This window comes from Heyndrickxia shackletonii (genome assembly GCF_001420715.1).
Classification (GTDB): domain Bacteria; phylum Bacillota; class Bacilli; order Bacillales; family Bacillaceae_C; genus Margalitia; species Margalitia shackletonii.
In genome coordinates this window covers 3,591,725-3,610,142 of the sequence record NZ_LJJC01000004.1, presented here as the reverse complement: position 1 = coordinate 3,610,142, position 18,418 = coordinate 3,591,725, and the positions used below count along the sequence as shown (strand labels likewise).

16 protein-coding genes are annotated in these 18,418 nt (G+C 36.1%); 7 read left to right on the top strand and 9 right to left on the bottom strand.

What is annotated here, in order from left to right; all coding sequences use genetic code 11:
- Positions 1-2 precede the first annotated feature (2 nt).
- The 8 genes from AN964_RS17350 to AN964_RS17315 all read right to left on the bottom strand — a co-directional run bounded on the left by AN964_RS17350 (position 3) and on the right by AN964_RS17315 (position 8,431).
- Positions 3-1,103, bottom strand: a complete 1,101-nt coding sequence (locus AN964_RS17350) for an ABC transporter ATP-binding protein (RefSeq protein WP_055740892.1) — start codon at positions 1,101-1,103, stop codon at positions 3-5.
- Positions 1,104-1,414: 311 nt separating this feature from the next.
- Positions 1,415-2,350, bottom strand: coding sequence for a PucR family transcriptional regulator (locus AN964_RS17345; RefSeq protein WP_055740891.1), 936 nt, complete (start codon positions 2,348-2,350; stop codon positions 1,415-1,417).
- A 410-nt stretch (positions 2,351-2,760) separates the two neighbouring features.
- Positions 2,761-2,946, bottom strand: coding sequence for a hypothetical protein (locus tag AN964_RS17340; protein ID WP_055741280.1), 186 nt, complete (start codon positions 2,944-2,946; stop codon positions 2,761-2,763).
- Between the two features lie 228 nt (positions 2,947-3,174).
- The gene (locus AN964_RS17335) at positions 3,175-3,387 is read right to left on the bottom strand and encodes a YheE family protein (protein WP_055740890.1); all 213 of its coding nucleotides are present in this window, start codon (positions 3,385-3,387) and stop codon (positions 3,175-3,177) included.
- Between the two features lie 50 nt (positions 3,388-3,437).
- On the bottom strand, positions 3,438-4,622 hold the full coding sequence (locus AN964_RS17330; protein ID WP_055740889.1) for a YheC/YheD family endospore coat-associated protein: 1,185 nt from the start codon (positions 4,620-4,622) through the stop codon (positions 3,438-3,440).
- Positions 4,619-5,980 carry a YheC/YheD family endospore coat-associated protein gene (locus AN964_RS17325; RefSeq protein WP_055740888.1) on the bottom strand — a complete coding sequence of 454 codons (1,362 nt, stop codon included), beginning with the start codon at positions 5,978-5,980 and terminating at the stop codon, positions 4,619-4,621. The genes AN964_RS17330 and AN964_RS17325 overlap by 4 nt, the downstream gene beginning before the upstream one ends.
- A gap of 11 nt (positions 5,981-5,991) precedes the next feature.
- Positions 5,992-7,077: a YheC/YheD family endospore coat-associated protein gene (locus AN964_RS17320; RefSeq protein ID WP_235950773.1), complete on the bottom strand. Its 1,086-nt coding sequence runs from the start codon at positions 7,075-7,077 to the stop codon at positions 5,992-5,994.
- On the bottom strand, positions 7,040-8,431 hold the full coding sequence (locus tag AN964_RS17315) for a YheC/YheD family endospore coat-associated protein (protein ID WP_055740886.1): 1,392 nt from the start codon (positions 8,429-8,431) through the stop codon (positions 7,040-7,042). Before AN964_RS17315 ends, AN964_RS17320 begins: the two co-directional genes overlap by 38 nt.
- 282 nt (positions 8,432-8,713) lie before the next feature.
- Here AN964_RS17315 and AN964_RS17310 point away from each other — a divergent pair, with 282 nt between their 5' ends.
- The 3 genes from AN964_RS17310 to AN964_RS17300 all read left to right on the top strand — a co-directional run bounded on the left by AN964_RS17310 (position 8,714) and on the right by AN964_RS17300 (position 11,393).
- Positions 8,714-9,067: a YlbF/YmcA family competence regulator gene (locus AN964_RS17310; protein WP_055740885.1), complete on the top strand. Its 354-nt coding sequence runs from the start codon at positions 8,714-8,716 to the stop codon at positions 9,065-9,067.
- Positions 9,068-9,445: 378 nt separating this feature from the next.
- Entirely contained in the window at positions 9,446-10,312 is an 867-nt protein-coding gene (locus tag AN964_RS17305; protein ID WP_055740884.1) for a Cof-type HAD-IIB family hydrolase, read from the top strand.
- 298 nt (positions 10,313-10,610) lie between these two features.
- Positions 10,611-11,393 (top strand): enoyl-CoA hydratase, encoded by a 783-nt coding sequence (locus AN964_RS17300; protein WP_055740883.1) that lies wholly within the window; start codon positions 10,611-10,613, stop codon positions 11,391-11,393.
- Between the two features lie 25 nt (positions 11,394-11,418).
- Here AN964_RS17300 and AN964_RS17295 read toward each other — a convergent pair whose 3' ends face one another.
- Positions 11,419-11,604 carry a YhzD family protein gene (locus AN964_RS17295; RefSeq protein WP_055740882.1) on the bottom strand — a complete coding sequence of 62 codons (186 nt, stop codon included), beginning with the start codon at positions 11,602-11,604 and terminating at the stop codon, positions 11,419-11,421.
- 159 nt (positions 11,605-11,763) lie between these two features.
- Here AN964_RS17295 and AN964_RS17290 point away from each other — a divergent pair, with 159 nt between their 5' ends.
- From AN964_RS17290 to AN964_RS17275, 4 genes are all read left to right on the top strand, one after another.
- Positions 11,764-12,663 carry an ABC transporter ATP-binding protein gene (locus AN964_RS17290; RefSeq protein ID WP_055740881.1) on the top strand — a complete coding sequence of 300 codons (900 nt, stop codon included), beginning with the start codon at positions 11,764-11,766 and terminating at the stop codon, positions 12,661-12,663.
- Positions 12,656-13,909, top strand: a complete 1,254-nt coding sequence (locus tag AN964_RS17285; RefSeq protein WP_055740880.1) for an ABC transporter permease — start codon at positions 12,656-12,658, stop codon at positions 13,907-13,909. Before AN964_RS17290 ends, AN964_RS17285 begins: the two co-directional genes overlap by 8 nt.
- A 114-nt stretch (positions 13,910-14,023) precedes the next feature.
- Positions 14,024-15,259: a metallophosphoesterase family protein gene (locus tag AN964_RS17280; RefSeq protein WP_055740879.1), complete on the top strand. Its 1,236-nt coding sequence runs from the start codon at positions 14,024-14,026 to the stop codon at positions 15,257-15,259.
- Positions 15,260-15,278: 19 nt separating this feature from the next.
- Entirely contained in the window at positions 15,279-18,248 is a 2,970-nt protein-coding gene (locus AN964_RS17275) for an ATP-binding protein (protein WP_055740878.1), read from the top strand.
- Positions 18,249-18,418: the final 170 nt, after the last annotated feature.

Sequence of the window (18,418 nt, the reverse complement as noted above, 5' to 3'; positions counted from 1 at the left end):
TATTAACCTAGATTAATTTCTGTTTCCGGATCAAAGAAATGCGCTTTGTTCATATCTAATGCCAGCTCCACTTTATCTCCAATTCGAATCTCTGTACGGGAATCAACTCTGGAGATAAACTCTTGCCCTTCGATTTGAGAATAAAGCATTGTTTCAGCACCAGTTAATTCGGAAACTTCAATTGTAGCAGTAATTTTAGATCCTGGAGATGCATTAAGGAAAATAGGCTCGTCATGGATGTCTTCAGGTCTGATTCCTAATACAATGTTTTTGCCCACAAAGCCTTTTTCACGAAGCACCTTCATTTTTCCATCTGGAACAGCAACTTTTACATTGCCCGAAATAACAAAGTTGCCATCTTCAAGTTTTCCTTTAAAGAAGTTCATTGCAGGGGATCCAATGAATCCAGCAACAAACATATTAACAGGATTATCATATACTTCTTTTGGAGTACCTACTTGTTGGATTACGCCATCTTTCATGATGACAATTCTAGTTGCCATTGTCATTGCTTCTGTTTGATCATGCGTAACGTAAATAGTAGTAGTGTTCAATCTTTGATGTAATTTTACAAGTTCAGCACGCATTTGCACCCTTAATTTTGCATCTAAGTTTGAAAGCGGCTCATCCATAAGGAATACCTTTGCATCACGTACGATTGCACGTCCTAATGCAACACGTTGACGCTGACCGCCTGATAATGCCTTAGGCTTACGAGATAAATATTCTTCAAGTCCAAGAATGCCTGCCGCTTCTTTTACTCGTTGATCAATTTCAGCTTTTGGTACTTTTCTTAGCTTAAGACCAAATGCCATATTATCGTAAACGCTCATATGTGGATATAGCGCATAGTTTTGGAATACCATCGCAATATCACGGTCTTTTGGTGCGACATCGTTTACCCGTTTCTCATCAATGTAAAAATCTCCATCAGAAATTTCCTCTAATCCCGCTATCATTCGAAGTGTAGTAGATTTTCCGCAGCCGGAAGGACCAACAAAAACAATAAATTCCTTATCTTTAATATGTAGATTGAAGTCTTTTACTGCTGTCACTTTATTGTCGTAAACTTTGTAGACATGATCTAATTTTAATTCTGCCAACTGTCATTCCCCCTCGTTCTTTATGTTAATTTTAAAATTTTTTTGCACCTAATATTGGTACAGTTTCATCTCTGTCTAGTTCCAAGTGAAATTGGCACTTCAAATTTCACCAGCGCCTATCGGCTAGCGGATTTCTCCGTCTCCTCCCTACGATAAGTCAACATCAGCTCGTGAACTAGCTCGCTGTGTTTCCTTTATCTCAGTTGAAGACTACGAAATCCGTACGCTAGAGCTGCGGCGCTTGCACTTTTCTTATTATCTTAAGGTAAGACCTTTCATTTAAAAATGGTCAGATTGCACAAAAATTCGGACTAATTTTTCGGCATCTTTTTATTTCCATGTTCCAACCCTTCATAATCTAAGCAAGCTAAGTAGGTGGTCAATGCACCTGAAAAGCTTTTTAAGTCACTTCCAGTCTTTTCAATAAATTTATCAATCTTATATTGCAAGCTGTTTCGGTGCAGGAACAGTTGTTTAGCTGTTTGGCTAGTATTAGAGTGATTTTCTAAATAAAGTTTAATGGTATTCCATAAATCCTTGTCTTCCTCAAATGCTTCAAAAATTCGTGTAAACAAAAGCTTTCTTGAGGTAGAATCAACATTTTTAAGTGAAAATAATGGAAAAACGTTTGCAAAAGTATGAATTCTTTCCTTCGTCATTTCCTGGAGTGCGAATTGAAATAAATTTTGTTCTAATTGGTACAGTCTTTTTAACTGATAATCCAAAGGTCGAAATTGGCCAAGGAAGAAGTGGATTTTAAAGTAAAAATCACTTTCAAACACTTGAATGGCAGAATATAGATCTTGAACCGACAATGAAAGGGGGTGATTTGTTTCTACTATTATCCCTTCTGTTTGGGAGATGAAAATCGGAATAACAGGGTGTGAAAAAATATTATGGAAAGCTTCTTCAATATCCTTTAATTCAAATGCTTCTTTGTACTCGGAAATAGAATATTGAATAATGCGAAACTCGTCATTTTTTGACTCTTCCGGTATCTCGGTATCTGAACCAAGCAGGAATTCATACCATTCCTGTGCCTTTATTCCTTGATTTAAATGTAACGTACGAGAAAATATCGGAAAAAGGGAGTTCAACAATTCTAATTCTGGTTGTGATATATCAGCTTCGGGAATAGCTATGTAAACATTTTCTGTGTCAATATAAAAGCAATAATAGTGATTTAGCTCTGGAAGTGTTGGCTGCACAATGGCATTTGGATAATGCTTTTTCAATTGTTTAATCATATCAATACCTCATTTTGCATGTCTTAAGAAATATTGTATTAGAAAAAGAAGAAGCTTTCAAAAAATTTAATTTACAGAACAAATCTGCCTGCCGATAAGCGATGGGAGTAAGACGTAGACCATTTTTAAATGGATTAATTGTAAAATTTCTCAATGATAAAAAAAACAACCCTGATTTCAGGATTGTTTCAATACCTTTCTTAGAAGACAAGAAAATATAAGTTAATATACTATAAATTATTTAACAAGTTTAATCCTGTCTAGCTCCAGCGCCTATCGGCTAGCGGATTTCTCCGTCTCCTCCCTACGATAAGTCAACATCAGTTCGTGAACTACCTCACTGTGTTTCCTTTATCTCAGTCGAAGACTACGAAATCCGTACGCCGATGAGCAAGGCGCTTCCGCTTTTCTTACTTTACTTCAGTAGGAGGATCTTCCTCGAATAAATCAACTGCTTCTTCAATATTTGTGGAGTCTTGGCGCATATGGACAGAACCGCCGGACATCCCTTCGTTTATCATCCTATCAACATCTAAATATGCTTTATCTTTTCCTTCATAATGTGTGTCCGGAAGAAACTCCGGGTCCTTAAACATTGACAATGCAACCACATCTCCTTATGAAATATTGTTCCTGCTTAGTTTAAGCATCGGACGGATGGTTGCATTCATCCATTATCATGGTAAATTAAGGACGACAGTAGCTAGCGTATTTCTGCGTTTTCTCCCTGATGGTTTGGGCATCGGAAAATCCTCTTCGCGTCTTCTGTATCTCCGGCTCAGACGAAGAAATTCGCACTTTTAGGCAAGGTGCTTGCGTTTTTCTTATTTATCATATACATGAAAAAGCATAATCTCATGGATTTGTTTTTTTATCTCATCTTCATTATCTGGACTAAATCCTTCTGTTTTCCACTCAATTCTTCCATCTGGGTGGTAAATACCGGTAATCATTTGTTTTTGATAATAAAACGAGAAGGACCATCCAGGTAAGTTCTCATTCATGTATAAGGATTTATATTGGAAATGTTGGATCAAAGATACCAGTCCTCCTATTAATTCTTTTATGATAGCTATATTATAACGTATTAAAAATTGGTCAGCTCATAAAAAAGTCGAATTAACTTTGTCATCTTATTTCTTTCTATTTCCAACTCATCAAACTTCATTGGTTTCGCATTTACCTCAAATATCCAAAGCTTTCCGTTCGTATCCATTCCTATATCCATCGAAAATTCTCCGAAAAATCCAAGATCATGCGAAAGTGACTTTCCGCATTCATCGACAATTCTTTTGAAGTCATGAATTAATCTTTTATGAGTCTTAGGCTGAAAGGGAAATATTTCTCCTCCCTTTGAAACATGGGTCGTGATTCCGTCTGTTTTGGCCATCCTAACTCCGATGCCTGTTATTTTGTACTTGTTTTTTTCAAAATGGGAGAGGATACGAAAATCATATTTTTTCCCGTTCATTAAATCACTGTCAATGGCTTCTTGTGCAATATAAGGTTGTTTCAAACAATGATTTTCTAAGTAACGTATGAGAACAGGCAGTGTTGTGAGATATTCAATCTTTGCATTCGTTCGTATTTGAAATCTGTTATCCTTTTCAACCGTTAATAGTTTTATGCCGTTTCCTTGAGAGCTTTTAGTGGGTTTTAAATACAGTCTTTTGTGGGTGTGTATAAACTGCTGGAAGGCATTGCTGTCTTCTCCAACGAAAATAGTGTCTGGCAGCAATGGTTTTAACTGAGTATTTTTCGAAAAAATTTGATGCATCAAAAATTTATCAATAAATCCAGGGTTGAACAAAATAATATCATTTTTCCTGATCCATTCCACGTGCTGAATAAACGATTCCTCTATCTCTTGTTTTCTATATGAAATTCGATTATAAACTAATTGCGGGTAGGGAAAGGCTGCTTGAATCCATCTTTCTTCCTCCGTGCAATAGCAAATGCCATTGATATAATCCTTTCTGCAATCCTCAAGACTATAGAGAAAGGAAAGACCACCCATTTTCTGTAATTCTTTTTGTATACCGATGTATAATTCACTGTCACCGATCACTTCATTGCGGCGATTTCGACTTATTAATATCCCAATTAGTGGTCCAATCCTCATTTTGTTTGTTTTCATTTTAAAAGAAAAGAAAGGTGGAACCTCATCTTCTAGACATGGAAGAAATTCATCATTTTTACCCCAAAAATATGGTCCATTCTCTTTATCTATATGAACAAATATGTTCTTTTTGGGATGAAAATAAATATTCATAGAAACAATTCCTCAGGTTTTTTCATCGCCTTTTCGGTTAAAAAGACTGCAAAGGATAAAGAAAGCTTTCTCGTTAATACATCAAATTCCTTTAAATGTGGATGCTTAAAGATAGATCTTCCTGGTTTAGAATTTGCTTCGAAGAGCCATATTTCCCCGCTTGTGTCGATTCCAAAGTCATACCCAATTTCCCCAATTATACCTTCCATTTGATTTTCAATAATCACAGCAAGATCTAATGCAGCTTTCTCCAGCTTTTGCTTATAGTTTTGGCATTCTTCAGCATTATCGAATACCTCTTCGATTGTTTTAATACTTCCACCGTTTTTTACATGTGTGGTAGGACTTCCGCTACCTGCAACCTTTGCGGCTATGGCGCTTAATTCCCACTCACCGTCCTTATTTTTATTGACATGGACTCGGAAATCAACCGGATGTTGATTATATCGCATAAGTGAGATTCCTTGCTGTACAACCATTCTTTCAAGATTTTTTTTGCCGAATACTTTTTTCATCAATGCCTCTAATGACTTAAATTTAATTAAATGATTCGTTTGATCATGATATCTGCAATAATATGCTTCTTCTTCGCGGTGATAAAGGATTTGATGTACTCCAAGACCTAAGCTGCCATTCATTGGTTTCATATAGACGTGACCATATTTAGAAAGCATTTGCTCAATTTGTGAGAAGGAAGAAAACGGGAATGTTTCTGGTAAATATTTTTCGGCAATATCGCTTTGTAATAATCTTTCATATACATCTAATTTATTGAAAAAACCGGGATTATACCAAGGAATTAAGTAATCTTGGCTCAGTTTTTCTTTTACCATTTTGGAGGCTTGCAGCCTTTCACTTCTTCGATTAGGTAATCGATCATAAACCACATTAGGGAAAGGTACTCTTCTTGTTTCCCAGCCATCTTTTGTGAAGAAATATCCATCAATCATTCCTTGGTCCCAGTCGATATGCTGTTCCCCAAACAAGAAAGGAACAACACCTACGGAAGATTGCACAGAAAGAAGTTTTTCAAATATAGAGGATCGATCCCCGATTGGCTTTATTTGATATGGTGTAAAGCCAGAAGAAAAAATGCCAATGAGGGGACCAAAAACGATGATATCCTCATTTTCAAATAGATAGATTGATTTTACAAATTCCGGAAGCTGGAGTTTTTGGGCTAATCCTTTACTCATGGAAATAACATTTCGTCCATTTGGCTGCTGTTCACATTTTGCTTCGATGATAGTTGAGCCAAATGCAATTCTCTGAGCTGGGTTGTTCAGGTTCATATTAATGGGAAAATAAACCTTTAAACTTGATTGGTCAAAAAATTCTATGTTGTAGCGGGCAGGCATCGTCATACCTCCTAGTAATCTTCAATAGGTGTTTTGATTTTTGAAGCTAAAAACTGACAATATGCAAGGGGAGCTTCATATAATGTTTCCATTCTATCCGGATTTGTTAAACTAATTATTTTTCTACCTGGCTTCGAATTAATATCTAATATCCATATGGATTGATTCTTCGCAATAATGACATCGATGCCAAGCTCAAACAAGGGATGGAACATGGTTTCTAATTGTTGAGGAAGGATGGATAGTAAATCATTTATTTCATTCTTTAAATAGCTGTGGTTGAACTCGGTTGCATTAGAGCACCATGATTCATAGGAATGTACACTGGCACCGGCAGAAATATTGGTCAATAAGCCATCTTTACTTCCGGTACGAATGGCTCTGCCCTTTTCAATCCACATGCCATTTTCGTCCTTTTGTAATAAAAGCCGAAGATCAAAAGGTGCTCCCGTCTTATTTCGATTATCTAATCTGGGCTGAATAAGGAATATTTGCTTTGTAAGTAACTTTTCCAGCCAAATTTTTGCTTGCTCAAAATTAGTAAATGTTTTTTCAATTACTTGCTCTTGCTTGGTCGTTTGGATTTTTATTGTATTATTGACAAGCTTCAAGGCGTAAACGGCATATCCATGTGCCCCGTTAATTGGTTTTAATATAATTTCATTATGCTGCTTGATTTCTGCAATTACCTTTTCCGGACTGGAGGCTTTCTTTGTAGCTGGTAAATAGGGGGCAATTTCCGGACATTTGATTAATGATTCATATAACCTCCATTTATTAGGAAGTCCGTAACCAAGAAACGTAATATCGCTTCTTGATTTTAACCATGAAACAATGGCTCCGGCTTCTGTTGATTTGCGATCTTCCCCGTAAAAGCAGCGATCATAGAGGAATTCGGGAATTGGATACTCTTTATTGCTCCATTTTTGCAGGTCATTGTCAAAATAAAGACCGCTAACAAGTAATGTATTTGGATTTATCGATAAAGGGGAAAATAGAAAAACGTCGATATTGTAGCGATTTGCTCTTTTGGCAATTTCATCGAAATACGAATTTTTTTCATGTGGAATCAGCGTTAAAATCCCCAATGTTATCATCATGGTTACTCCTTTCTTTCCAAGTGTTTTGACAAAATTGAATAATAGCCTTAGCGGAAGGACGGATCTGACTTTTTTCAGTGCTCAATTGTTTGGATGGTTTCGAGTTTACTTCAATTAGCCATGGATTTCCTGTTGAATCTACTCCGATATCAATCCCTAACTCTACAAATATTTCATCAAAGGCGAGATCGATTACTCTTGAAACTTCAAGCGCTAAGTCCTTCATCAACTGATATGTGAGGAGGGCTCTTTCGTATGTGAAGTGGTTGTGTAAAATATCCATAGGGCGCGACAGTTTTCCGCCTTGTGCAATATTAGAGACAAATTGATCTTCCCCCGATATTCTGCCGACTACAGAGGTAATTTTCCATTCATCATTGTTTATCTTATGGCATAAAAAGCGAAAATCAATTTTTTTATTCTCGAGAGTGATGAGGGGGAGGGATTCCTGGATAATAAAAATTTTTTTCTTAATCCACTTTTGAATGTCTGATGCAGCTTGGATAGCTGATGTATATTGCAATTTTGTTCTTTCAGGTGAATTTGAATTTTCGATAATAATATTGTTGTCTTTCTGAAATACATGAATGATTCCACGCCCTTGGCTTCCGTTAATAGGCTTGATAAATAGATCGTTGTATTGAGACAACCATTCTAGAAAGATTGATTTATCATATAAAGTTGTTTTCGGTAAAAATGCTTTAAGTTGTGTGGCATTTTCAAGTTTTTCATGAGCTTCCCATTTCGAAATAAAGCGGGAATTAAAGAGCATGGATTTGCTTTTTGTCCATTCCGTAAAGGTTTGTCTAAATAATTTTCCGTTTTCTGTCCTTCTTGAATGAATGCGATTATAGATAAAATCAGAATGCGGTAATCGCGCTTTCACCCATTCTCCTTCTTTCATGTAATATCCTTCGTGAGGATATTTTGAAAGGGAGGTAATGAAAACAACAGTACCAACTTGCCTGCCATATTGATGCAGCTCGTTGCTAAAGTCGTGAATAGATCCGAAAAAAGGCGGCAGATCCTTTTTAATCTTCATTTCAGTTAAAACAGTTAAGAAAGGGCCTAAACAAAGCTCATGATTTTTGTAGTATGCCTGTATTTCAAATGTTGCCGGAGGAAGTGCTAATTCTTGATATAGAGTTTGATTCATGATAAGGCTTCGTTCTTTCGTTTCTTTTGCCTGGATTGGTATTAAATCTGCTGAAATACATTTGTCTCCAACACGAATGGAAATGCTTTTTTCAATTGGAATATTAAAATGTTCAATGATATAGAAGGAAATTTGGATAATTGGTGTAAGTTCCTCAAAGTAATTCGATTCTTGCACGGAAACCTGTAATATCATCGCCATTACCTCTTACGCATTTGTTTTTTTGGGCTCTTGCTGATATCGTATGATTTTTAATACTAATTGGTTCATTTCTTTTTTATTGGATTGTGGTAGATTTTTAAAATAAAATTGTTGATTCGTATAGTCTATTTATTCATTTCGTTTCCTTATTTAGTCCTTTGTTTCAAATCGATGCCTAAATTGTTTGCGTGTATTGCACGTAAAAAATGGTAGCAGATTGGATAGAATGCCCATACTTTGTTATAGTGGTAAGAGATCTTAGAGGAGGTTTAATAAATGGCATCAAATATTTATGATCTTGCATATGAATTAGAAAACGCATTAAAGAATAGTCAGGAATACAAAACATTACAAGCAAAATATGAGGATATTCGAATGGATCCAGCAGCGAAAAAGTTATTCGATCAATTTCGCAATATTCAAATGAAGCTTCAGGAAAAACAAATGACAGGGCAAAATATATCGCAAAATGAAGTCCAAGAGGCGCAAAGTGTGGCAGCCATGGTACAGCAAAATCCAAAAATCGTTCAATTAATGGATGCAGAACAACATATGAGCATTGCAATTAACGAAGTAAATAAAATTGTTATGAAGCCGCTTGATGAATTATACGGAAAAATGAGTCAATAAACAACAAATGCGAAAAGCTCCTTGCTTATCGACGTACGGACAATTGTAATGGAAGTGCAAATTTCACCTGTTGGCGCTTTGACTGAGATAAAGGAAGCACAGGGAGGTAGTTCAGGAGAAATGCCCGATAGGCGCTGTAGCTAGACGTAAACAATATTGTAAGAAAGTTTCAGTGTTAATTTCTTGAACTTCTAAAACTTCAATCAATAAAGTAACTATAGACAATCGTTTTATGGTTACTTTTCTTTTTGTCCCCTTTTTTTGCATCTTAACTAATCCATTTCATAAAGTTCTATCCTCCTCTAAAAACACATAAGTTTATACAAACAAGTGTTAGTCATAAGTGGTGGATGCTGCAAACTAAGAGGGGGAACATCTATGATTTATAAACTGCTTGCGCTGAATATTGATAATACTATGTTGAACAGCAATGGGCGTTTAAATAAAGCAACAAAAGAAGCAATCGAATATGCGGTTGAAAAAGGTATTTATGTTTCTATTGTTACTTCGAAAAACTTTTCAACGGCAAGTAGACTGGGAAATGCTTTAAAAGTAAATGCACCATTAGTCACACATCAAGGAGCCTTTATTGCTAATGAAAAGAAAAACCCAATATTAGTAAAAAAAATTAGTGAGAATTCAACCATTGACTTGGTTCGCTTTTTAGAAGCATTTCATTGTCAAATCCGTTTAGTCCATGAAGACTTTACCCTTGGGAATAAAGGAAAAGTGCCCAGCAATTTAATGGGGAAAATTGTCTTTCAATCCTCTACCCGTTATTCCTACTCGGAGCAATATGTTGATTCATTGGTGGAAAAATTGAAAGAGTCACCTGTGTCCCCTCCAAAAATAGAAGTAATTTTCAATGATCTTGAAGATTTACACGATGCCAGGAAAGCAATCGGAGAAATGTTTCATGAAGTGGACTGCATTGTAAATGACGATACAAAGATGGAGATTGTTCCTGTAGGTGTTTCGAAACTGAAAGGGCTTTTGTATGTATGTGATCAATTAAATATCGGTCGTGAAGAAGTGGTTGCCATAGGGTCCGGCTTAGATGATAAGCCGTTAATAGAATGGGCAGGTCTCGGAGTTGTTATGGGAAATGCATCTGCAGAGCTGAAAAAATCAGCGGATTGGATTACACGCTCGAATAATGAAAATGGTGTATCCTATATGATAAAAGAACATTTTCGCAAACAACCGCCAATAGAATTTTTGAAGAAAATGAATGTAATTAAATAATTGTTTGCAGGTGAAGGTAGACAGGTGCCAGCGCGGGGACCTGTTTTTTTTTTTTGGTGGAGGAGTGCAAGTTATTTACGAGGGACAGTTTGATTGGAAATTATACAAACTGTGTTAAAGGTCAACTAACCCTGAAAATGCCAGAGAAAAGTCCCTAGCCCCCGTCAAAAGATTATTTCCCCTATTACAACAATTAAAGTGAATGTTTATTATCTACAGATTAATTACAGACTTTTATGAAAATAATATTTACGAATGAATACTCATTCAGTTATCCTATAATTAGGAGGGGATAAACATGGATGCAGTCTATGAAACCGTTGTTGTGAATTTCAACGAAGATACCGCAACGGTTACATTCAATCGTCCGGATTCATTAAATGCACTAAATTCGGTATTAATTAAAGAATTAAATGAAGCCTTAAAGGAACTATCATTAAATGAAGCTATTAAAATCGTAGTGTTAAAAGGGGAAGGACGAGCGTTTTCTTCTGGTGGAGACATCAAAGAAATGCTGCAGTTAAGTGGGAAAGACCAGTTCTTTTCGATTATGGAGCAGATAAATAGTCTTGTTACAACCGTTTACACCATGCCCAAGCTTACGATTGCAGCTGTAAATGGAGCAGCCGCAGGTCTCGGCTTAAGCTTAGCACTTGCTGCAGATTATGTCATTTGCCATGAAGATAGTAAACTAGCGATGAATTTTATTGGAATAGGTTTAGTTCCAGATGGTGGAGGTCATTTTCATCTGGAAAGACGGATTGGGGAAGAAAAGGCAAAGAAGTTAATTTGGGAAGGCAAAGTATTAAACAGCAATGAAGCGAAGAAAATCGACATCATAGATGAAGTGGCAAAGGACATGAATTCAGCAGTACAAAATCAAATCAAGGCTTGGAAAACAAAGCCTATCCTTGCCATGATCGAGACGAAAAAAATATTCACAGCATTAAACAATCAAAAACTAACAACCATTTTAGAATTAGAAACAAACGCCCAATGGAAAATGAGACAAACATATGATCATCAGGAAGGAATTAAGGCATTCGTAGAAAAAAGACAACCCAATTTTTTAGGAAAATAATAAAATCGACCATTAAGGCCGATTTTTAGCGATGGAATAATAACAGCTTTCCTGAAGGTGAGGTGCATCGATGTGTTTTATCGATTGCCCCTTTTTCAATTAAAATGGTTTCCCCAAGTTTTTTTGCTTCAGCATCATTTGCAGCTTCAAACGTTTCATCCAATAATTTTTCTCCATTTTCCTCAAATACTGTTAATTTGTAGTTAGGCATGGTTGCTCCTCCTAATTGGAAACTTTATCATCATTTTAACATAAATTTTATAATTTTTTACCAATTTAAATATTTCGGTTAAGATAGAATTAAATGGAACCTTTACTAGTTCATTACGTAAAGAACAAATGGATAGCTACATAAAGGAGGATTTTTGGTTTGTCATTAAATATAAATCATGTTACAAAAAAGTTTGGCAATTTTACGGCTGTTAATGATCTATCATTAACCATTCCGAAAGGAGAAATATATGGATTTTTAGGGGCCAATGGTGCGGGAAAAACAACAACTTTTCGTATGATATTGGGCATCCTTACTCCGATTAAAGGTGAGATTACATGGAACGGGAAGCAAATTGATGAAACGGCAAGCTCGCTTGTTGGATATTTACCGGAAGAGCGTGGTCTATACCCGAAACAAACAGTAAAAGATCAGCTTATTTATTTAGCTAGATTAAGAGGAATGGACAAACAAAGTGCGGAAAAAGAACTGAAAAATTGGTTGAATCGCTTCCATGTTCCGGAATATGAAAATAAAAAGGTAGAGGAGCTATCCAAAGGGAATCAGCAAAAAATCCAATTTATTGCCTCTGTCATCCATAAACCAAAGCTATTAATTCTGGATGAACCATTCAGCGGCTTAGATCCGGTAAATGTCGAGCTGCTAAAATCGGCTGTTAACGACCTTAAAAATGATGGAACGACCATTGTATTTTCCAGCCACAGAATGGAGCATGTTGAAGAATTATGTGAAAGTCTTTGTATCATGCACCACGGTAGTCCGGTCGTTCATGGCGGTTTAAAAGAAATAAAAAGGGCTTTTGGAAAGAAAAATGTGACTATCCATGCCGATTTTGATCTTAGCTTTTTGAAGGAACTTGACGGAGTCTTAAAATGGAAAAAGACATCACAAGGAGCCCATTTGCAAATAGCATCAGAAGAAGTATCCCAATCAATCTTTTCCGAAATAACTGGTAAAGGGTTTATCCGTAAATTTGAATTGGAGGAACCTTCATTAAACGATATTTTTATAGAAAAGGTAGGTGCTTCCTATGAATAAATTTTGGATTATGCTTTCCCACACCTATTTCACGAGATTAAAATCTAAATCCTTTATTATTACTTCTATTATTTTACTTGTAGGTGTTCTTTTGTTAGGAAATATGAGCAATATTATCAACTTGTTCACTAGCGGTGATATGGAGAAGAAGATTGCCGTTATAGACGAAACTAACGGTGTCTTTCAGCCATTTCAAGAGCAATTAAAAGCGGTGAATAAAGATATTCAATTGGACAAAGTACAAAAATCAGAAGATGCGCTCCAAAAAAATATTAAAAACGGTGAATTTGATGGATATATGGTTTTAACTCTTGATTCCAATCAAATGCCAAGTGCTGTTTACAAAGCAAAAACCATTACGGATTCCAGTACGATAAATGATGTCAAACAAGCGCTGCAAACCGTTAAAACGACGATGGCTGCAACAAGTTTAAAGTTGAACTCAGATAAGCTAGCACTATTAAATAGCCCAATCTCGTTTCAAAAGGTCAGTCTTGGAGATAATGCAAAATCAGAAAAAGAACTTGCACAAGCCCGAGGTCTTGTATATATTCTATTATTTGCAATCTATTTTTCCGTTCTTTTCTATGCCAATATGGTGGGAATGGAGGTAGCAACAGAGAAATCATCGCGAGTAATGGAAATTCTTATTTCAAGTGCATCGCCTACAAAGCAAATGTTTGCTAAAATTTTTGGCGTCGCGTTATTAGGATTAACGCAAATGGTAGTTTTACTTCTTGTAGGGTATTTTTTAATCAAACAAAATTTAAAAAACATGACGGGTGGATTTTTTGAAGCATTTGGATTTTCCAGTACACCAGTGTCGACTATCTTGTATGCAGTGATATTCTTCTTGTTAGGGTATTTACTTTTTGCTACATTGGCTGCTTTTCTCGGATCCCTTGTTAGTCGCATCGAGGATGCACAGCAAATGATGCTGCCGATGACATTTGTAGTCATGATAGGCTTTTTCATTGCAATGTTTGGATTAAACAATCCAGAATCAGGATTTGTTACGGTTACTTCCTTTATTCCATTTTTCACACCGATGATTATGTTCATGAGGGTTGGCATGCTGGATCTTCCTGTTTGGAATGGAATAGCAGGAATCGTTATTCTTGTCTTATCGATTGCTGTTTTAGGAATGATTGGAGCACGGATTTACCGAGGTGGGGTTCTGCTATATGGTAAATCAAACTCATTGAAAAATATCAAGAAAGCATTACAAATGTCTAAAAACCAATAAAATCAGGAAAAAACACCTTTTGTGGTGTTTTTTTTCTATTAATAACCTTTAATAATCTATAAATTTGTTTATAATAAAAAATAGAGAACATATATTCGAAGGAGGCGGACTATCTTGGAAAATATCTCATTTATCCATTGTGCAGACCTTCATTTGGATAGCCCATTTGTTGGTTTGCAATATATGCCGAAAGAAATTTTCAAAAGAATTCAAGAAAGTACTTTCCTTGCTTTTACCAAGGTAGTGGATGCTGCCATTTCGAAGAAGGTTGATTTTATCATCATAAGCGGAGACTTATATGATGGGGAAGACCGCAGTATTAAGGCTCAAGCAAGATTACGCAAACAGATGGAACGGCTTCAAAGTGAAAATATAGAAGTTTTTATTATTCATGGGAACCATGACCACCTAGGAGGTGCATGGACTACCATTGAGATGCCAGATAACGTCCATGTTTTTTCCTCTGATGTAGAGGTAAAGCATTACATAACAAATAAAGGTGTTAAGGTTCACTTATATGGATTTAGTTATCCGGAAAGACATGTAAGAGATAGGAAAGTGGATCTGTATAACAAAACTCCTGGTGCTCATTTGCACATTGGCATTCTACATGGCCATTGTGAGGGTGGGAGTACACATCATCAGCCATATGCCCCTTTTTCTATCCGTGATTTGCTCGAAAAGGAGATGGATTATTGGGCACTTGGCCATATTCATAAGCAGCAAATTTTACATCAGGATCCGTACATTGTTTATCCGGGAAATATTCAAGGTCGGAATTCAAAGGAACAATCCGTTAAAGGATGTTTTGCTGTCACTTTGTCAAAACATGAAACCACATTAGAATTTATTGAAACCTCTGATATTATTTGGGAATCCATCACCGTTTCAGCGAAAGAGTGCAGTTATTTTCATGAACTGTTTTTAAAATGTAAAGAGGCTATGGATAACATTCGCAAACTGAATCAGGCAATTTTGCTGTGCCTGGAAATCGTAGATACAGAGAATTTAGAGATAAATGCACTCGACAAAATCACAAACGGGGAGTTAATAGAAAGTCTTCAGGATGGAGAAGAACAGGAAGAAAATTTTGTTTGGACTTATCAGGTAAAACAAAATAGCGCCGAAAAGGATGCAATTTTTTTAAGTGAATATCAATCTTTTAAAAATGAATTAGATAGAGCATTAATTGTATTGGATGATAATGCTGTTTTTGAAGAAGCAATTGGGGAATTGTATACACATATCAGAAGCAGCAGGTATTTAGACAACTTTTCTGCGGCGGAGAAGACAGAGCTGTTAAACGAAGCGGGGCAAATGCTGTCACAATTGCTAAGTTCAAAATCATAACAAACAGGAGGTGAAAAACATGAAAATGAAAGAAATCTATATATATGGATATGGAAAGCTAATCGATTTTCATTTTCCTTCCGTTACCTCCCTGCAGGTGATATATGGTGAAAATGAGGCTGGTAAGTCAACGCTGATGTCCTTCATTCATAGTATTCTATTTGGGTTTCCGACAAAACAGCAGTCGGAGCTTCGATACGAACCGAAAAGTAGCGGGAAATATGGCGGAAAACTAGTATTGGAAACGAAAGATTACGGAGAGGTTACGATTGAACGGATTCGGGGAAAAGCTGTTGGAGATGTAACGGTTACCTTTGCGAATGGAACCGTTGGTAGTGATGAACTTTTAAGTCAAATTCTAAATGGGATGGACAGGCGTATGTACCAATCCATTTATTCCTTCAATATACACGGAATCCAAGATGTTGGAAGGATGAAGGGAGAGGACATTAGCAGGTATTTATTAGCGGCGGGTACTTTTGGGACAGATACGCTTATGAATTCGGAGCAGCAACTGCAAAAGGAACTGGATTCACTTTTTAAACCAAATGGACGCAAGCCGGAACTTAATCAATTGCTGGATCAGCTAAAGGAAAAGGACGGTGAACTAAAAAAAGGAAAGAAACAAAATGAATCCTATACCCTTTTAAAACAACAAGCTTGGCAAATGCAACAAGAGATAAAGCAGTTACAGGATCAAATACATACCTATCAACAAAATATTCAAACCTTGAATCAGCTTATTCAAGATTGGCCTCTTTATCAAGAAAGAGAACAAATCAATCAGCGTTTGCAAGAGATAGGGGAGGTAACGTTTCCGATTGATGGATTAAGCCGATTAGAGCATCTTGAAGACCAATTACGTTCCGTCACCAGTTATTTGACAACCATTCAGGAACGAAAGACGATGCTTGAAAACCAACTGGAAGCAGTCATTCCCGATTCTAGATTAATGGAAAATGAAACTGCCATACAGATGATCTTAGAGCAATGGCCGCAAGCACAGGAATGGCAAGAACAAATGCAAAGATTAACATTTGAAATAGAAAAAATGGATGAGCAGATGAAGAGACTGGCGAGGGATATTCATTTTACTGAAATGGATATTGATCAGATTGGTTCCATCGATTTGGGAATTGGAATGAAGGAGCGCATAAAAAAAGCAACAAAAGATTATTTCGCTTTAGGCACCCGTGAAAAGGAATTATCAAAGCAAGCTGAGGCAGAGGAAAAGGCTTTAGGGGATATTGAATGGAAAATGGAATCGCTTGAAAATAGGCTTATTCCGGAGGATGAGTTTCGCAGGCTTTTTGAAGAGCAAAAGAAACATAATCGCTTGGAACAATTACAGATTGAATATCAGCATGTGAAAGAACAAATCCACATGTTGAAAATGGCAAAGGGAAATAATCAATCGTTTGTTCGTGGAATTCGTCTAATAGGATTTATCATACTATTAGTATGCTTAATGGTTTACAGTTTTGTATCTAAACAAAGTTTTCTTGCGATTATCTCCTTAATAGGGATTGTCTTTCTATTGGTTTCTTCTTGGTTGGAGAAAGGAAAGAGAAAGAGTTCATCGAGTGAGCTTTCAAAATTAGTAGAAAGAGAAAAAGATTTATTGGAGCAGTTGGATGAACGAGAAAATAATCTTGAACAATCGGAAAAATACGCAGAACAAATAGAGTTAAGACAGGAATGGAAGGATCTGCTTCTTCAGCTTGAAATGCAGCAAAACCGTGTTGAAAGTGTTCATTTAGCTTTAGAACATTGGAAATTAGATTGTAAAGAAAATGAAGAAATTCTTAACAACATTAAAAAAGAACTGCTGCTTCAACATCATTTTGCAACTGATCAGCTCCCGGATGCTTATGACATACTAATGGAACTTTCTAAGGTAATCCAAAATAAATACCAAAAAAGAAAAAATTTCGATATATTAAAAGCAAAATACGAGGAATGGGAAAGAAAAGTAGAAGCACTCACAAAAACCGAAAAGGAGCATTCATTACCAATCAATGAAGCTATTATTCGCCTAAAAAATGATTGGAACAAAGCAAAAGAAAGCCAAGGAAAATATAAAGAAGGATCAGTAAAGCTTGAAGAACTAAAAAATGATGAACGAAAATGGTCAAATGAAAAAACAGCACTGAATAGTGCAATAGAAGAACTGCTACGGGACGCTCATGCGAAAGATAAGGAGGATTTCCGCAAGAAAGCGAAAGTATACACTGAATACCAGGAACTCCAATCTAATCTTGCAATTCTGGAGAAAAAATTCAATCCAAATACTTTTGCCGATGCTGAAATAGGTTCTTTGGATGAGCTTGAAAAGGAAAAGCAAAAATTCGCTGATCTTGTTCAAACAAACTCCAAAAAACTGGATTCCCTTCATAAGGAGTTTGCACAAGTGAATTATGAAATCACCGTTTTAGAAGAAGGCGGAACCTATACAGAAAAACTCCACGAATTTTATCAATTACGGGATCAATTCAATAGTAAAGCAAGACATTGGGCAAAAGTGGCGATTGCGAAACAATTGTTAAAGTTAACGATGGATCGTTTAAAAAAGGAGCGTTTTCCAAAGGTAATGGAAAAGGCGGAGGTATTTATACGACTGCTTACGAATGAGCAGTATATTCATATACATTTACAAGAAGACGGAAATTTTGTTGTGGAAAGAAACGATCGAATGATCTTTGCGCCAGAAGAGCTAAGTCAAGCGACAGCAGAGCAATTATATGTCGCTATTAGATTTGCACTTGTTGATGTACTAAAAGATGATTATCCGTTTCCTATCATCATTGATGACAGCTTCGTAAACTTTGATCAAAAGAGAACGAACAAAGTTATAGAATTACTAAAAGAAATAAGCAGAACGACTCAGGTGCTGTTTTTTACCTGTCATCAGCACCTTCTGCAAGAATTTTCTCATGAAACAATAATAGATTTAAAGGCTTCTCTGCAAAAAGTGGAGACCATTGGATAATTTTTAAAAAGTAATCGTTATGCAATTTATGGTATACTCGGTTTAAACCTTAAGTAAGGCTCTTTTCTTAAATATAGATGCTTTTGCAAAATGAAAATCTTATAAACTTCCTAATTTGGATTAGAAATGAATATCCATTATAAGAAAAGATGCCCCGAAAATAAGTCTAA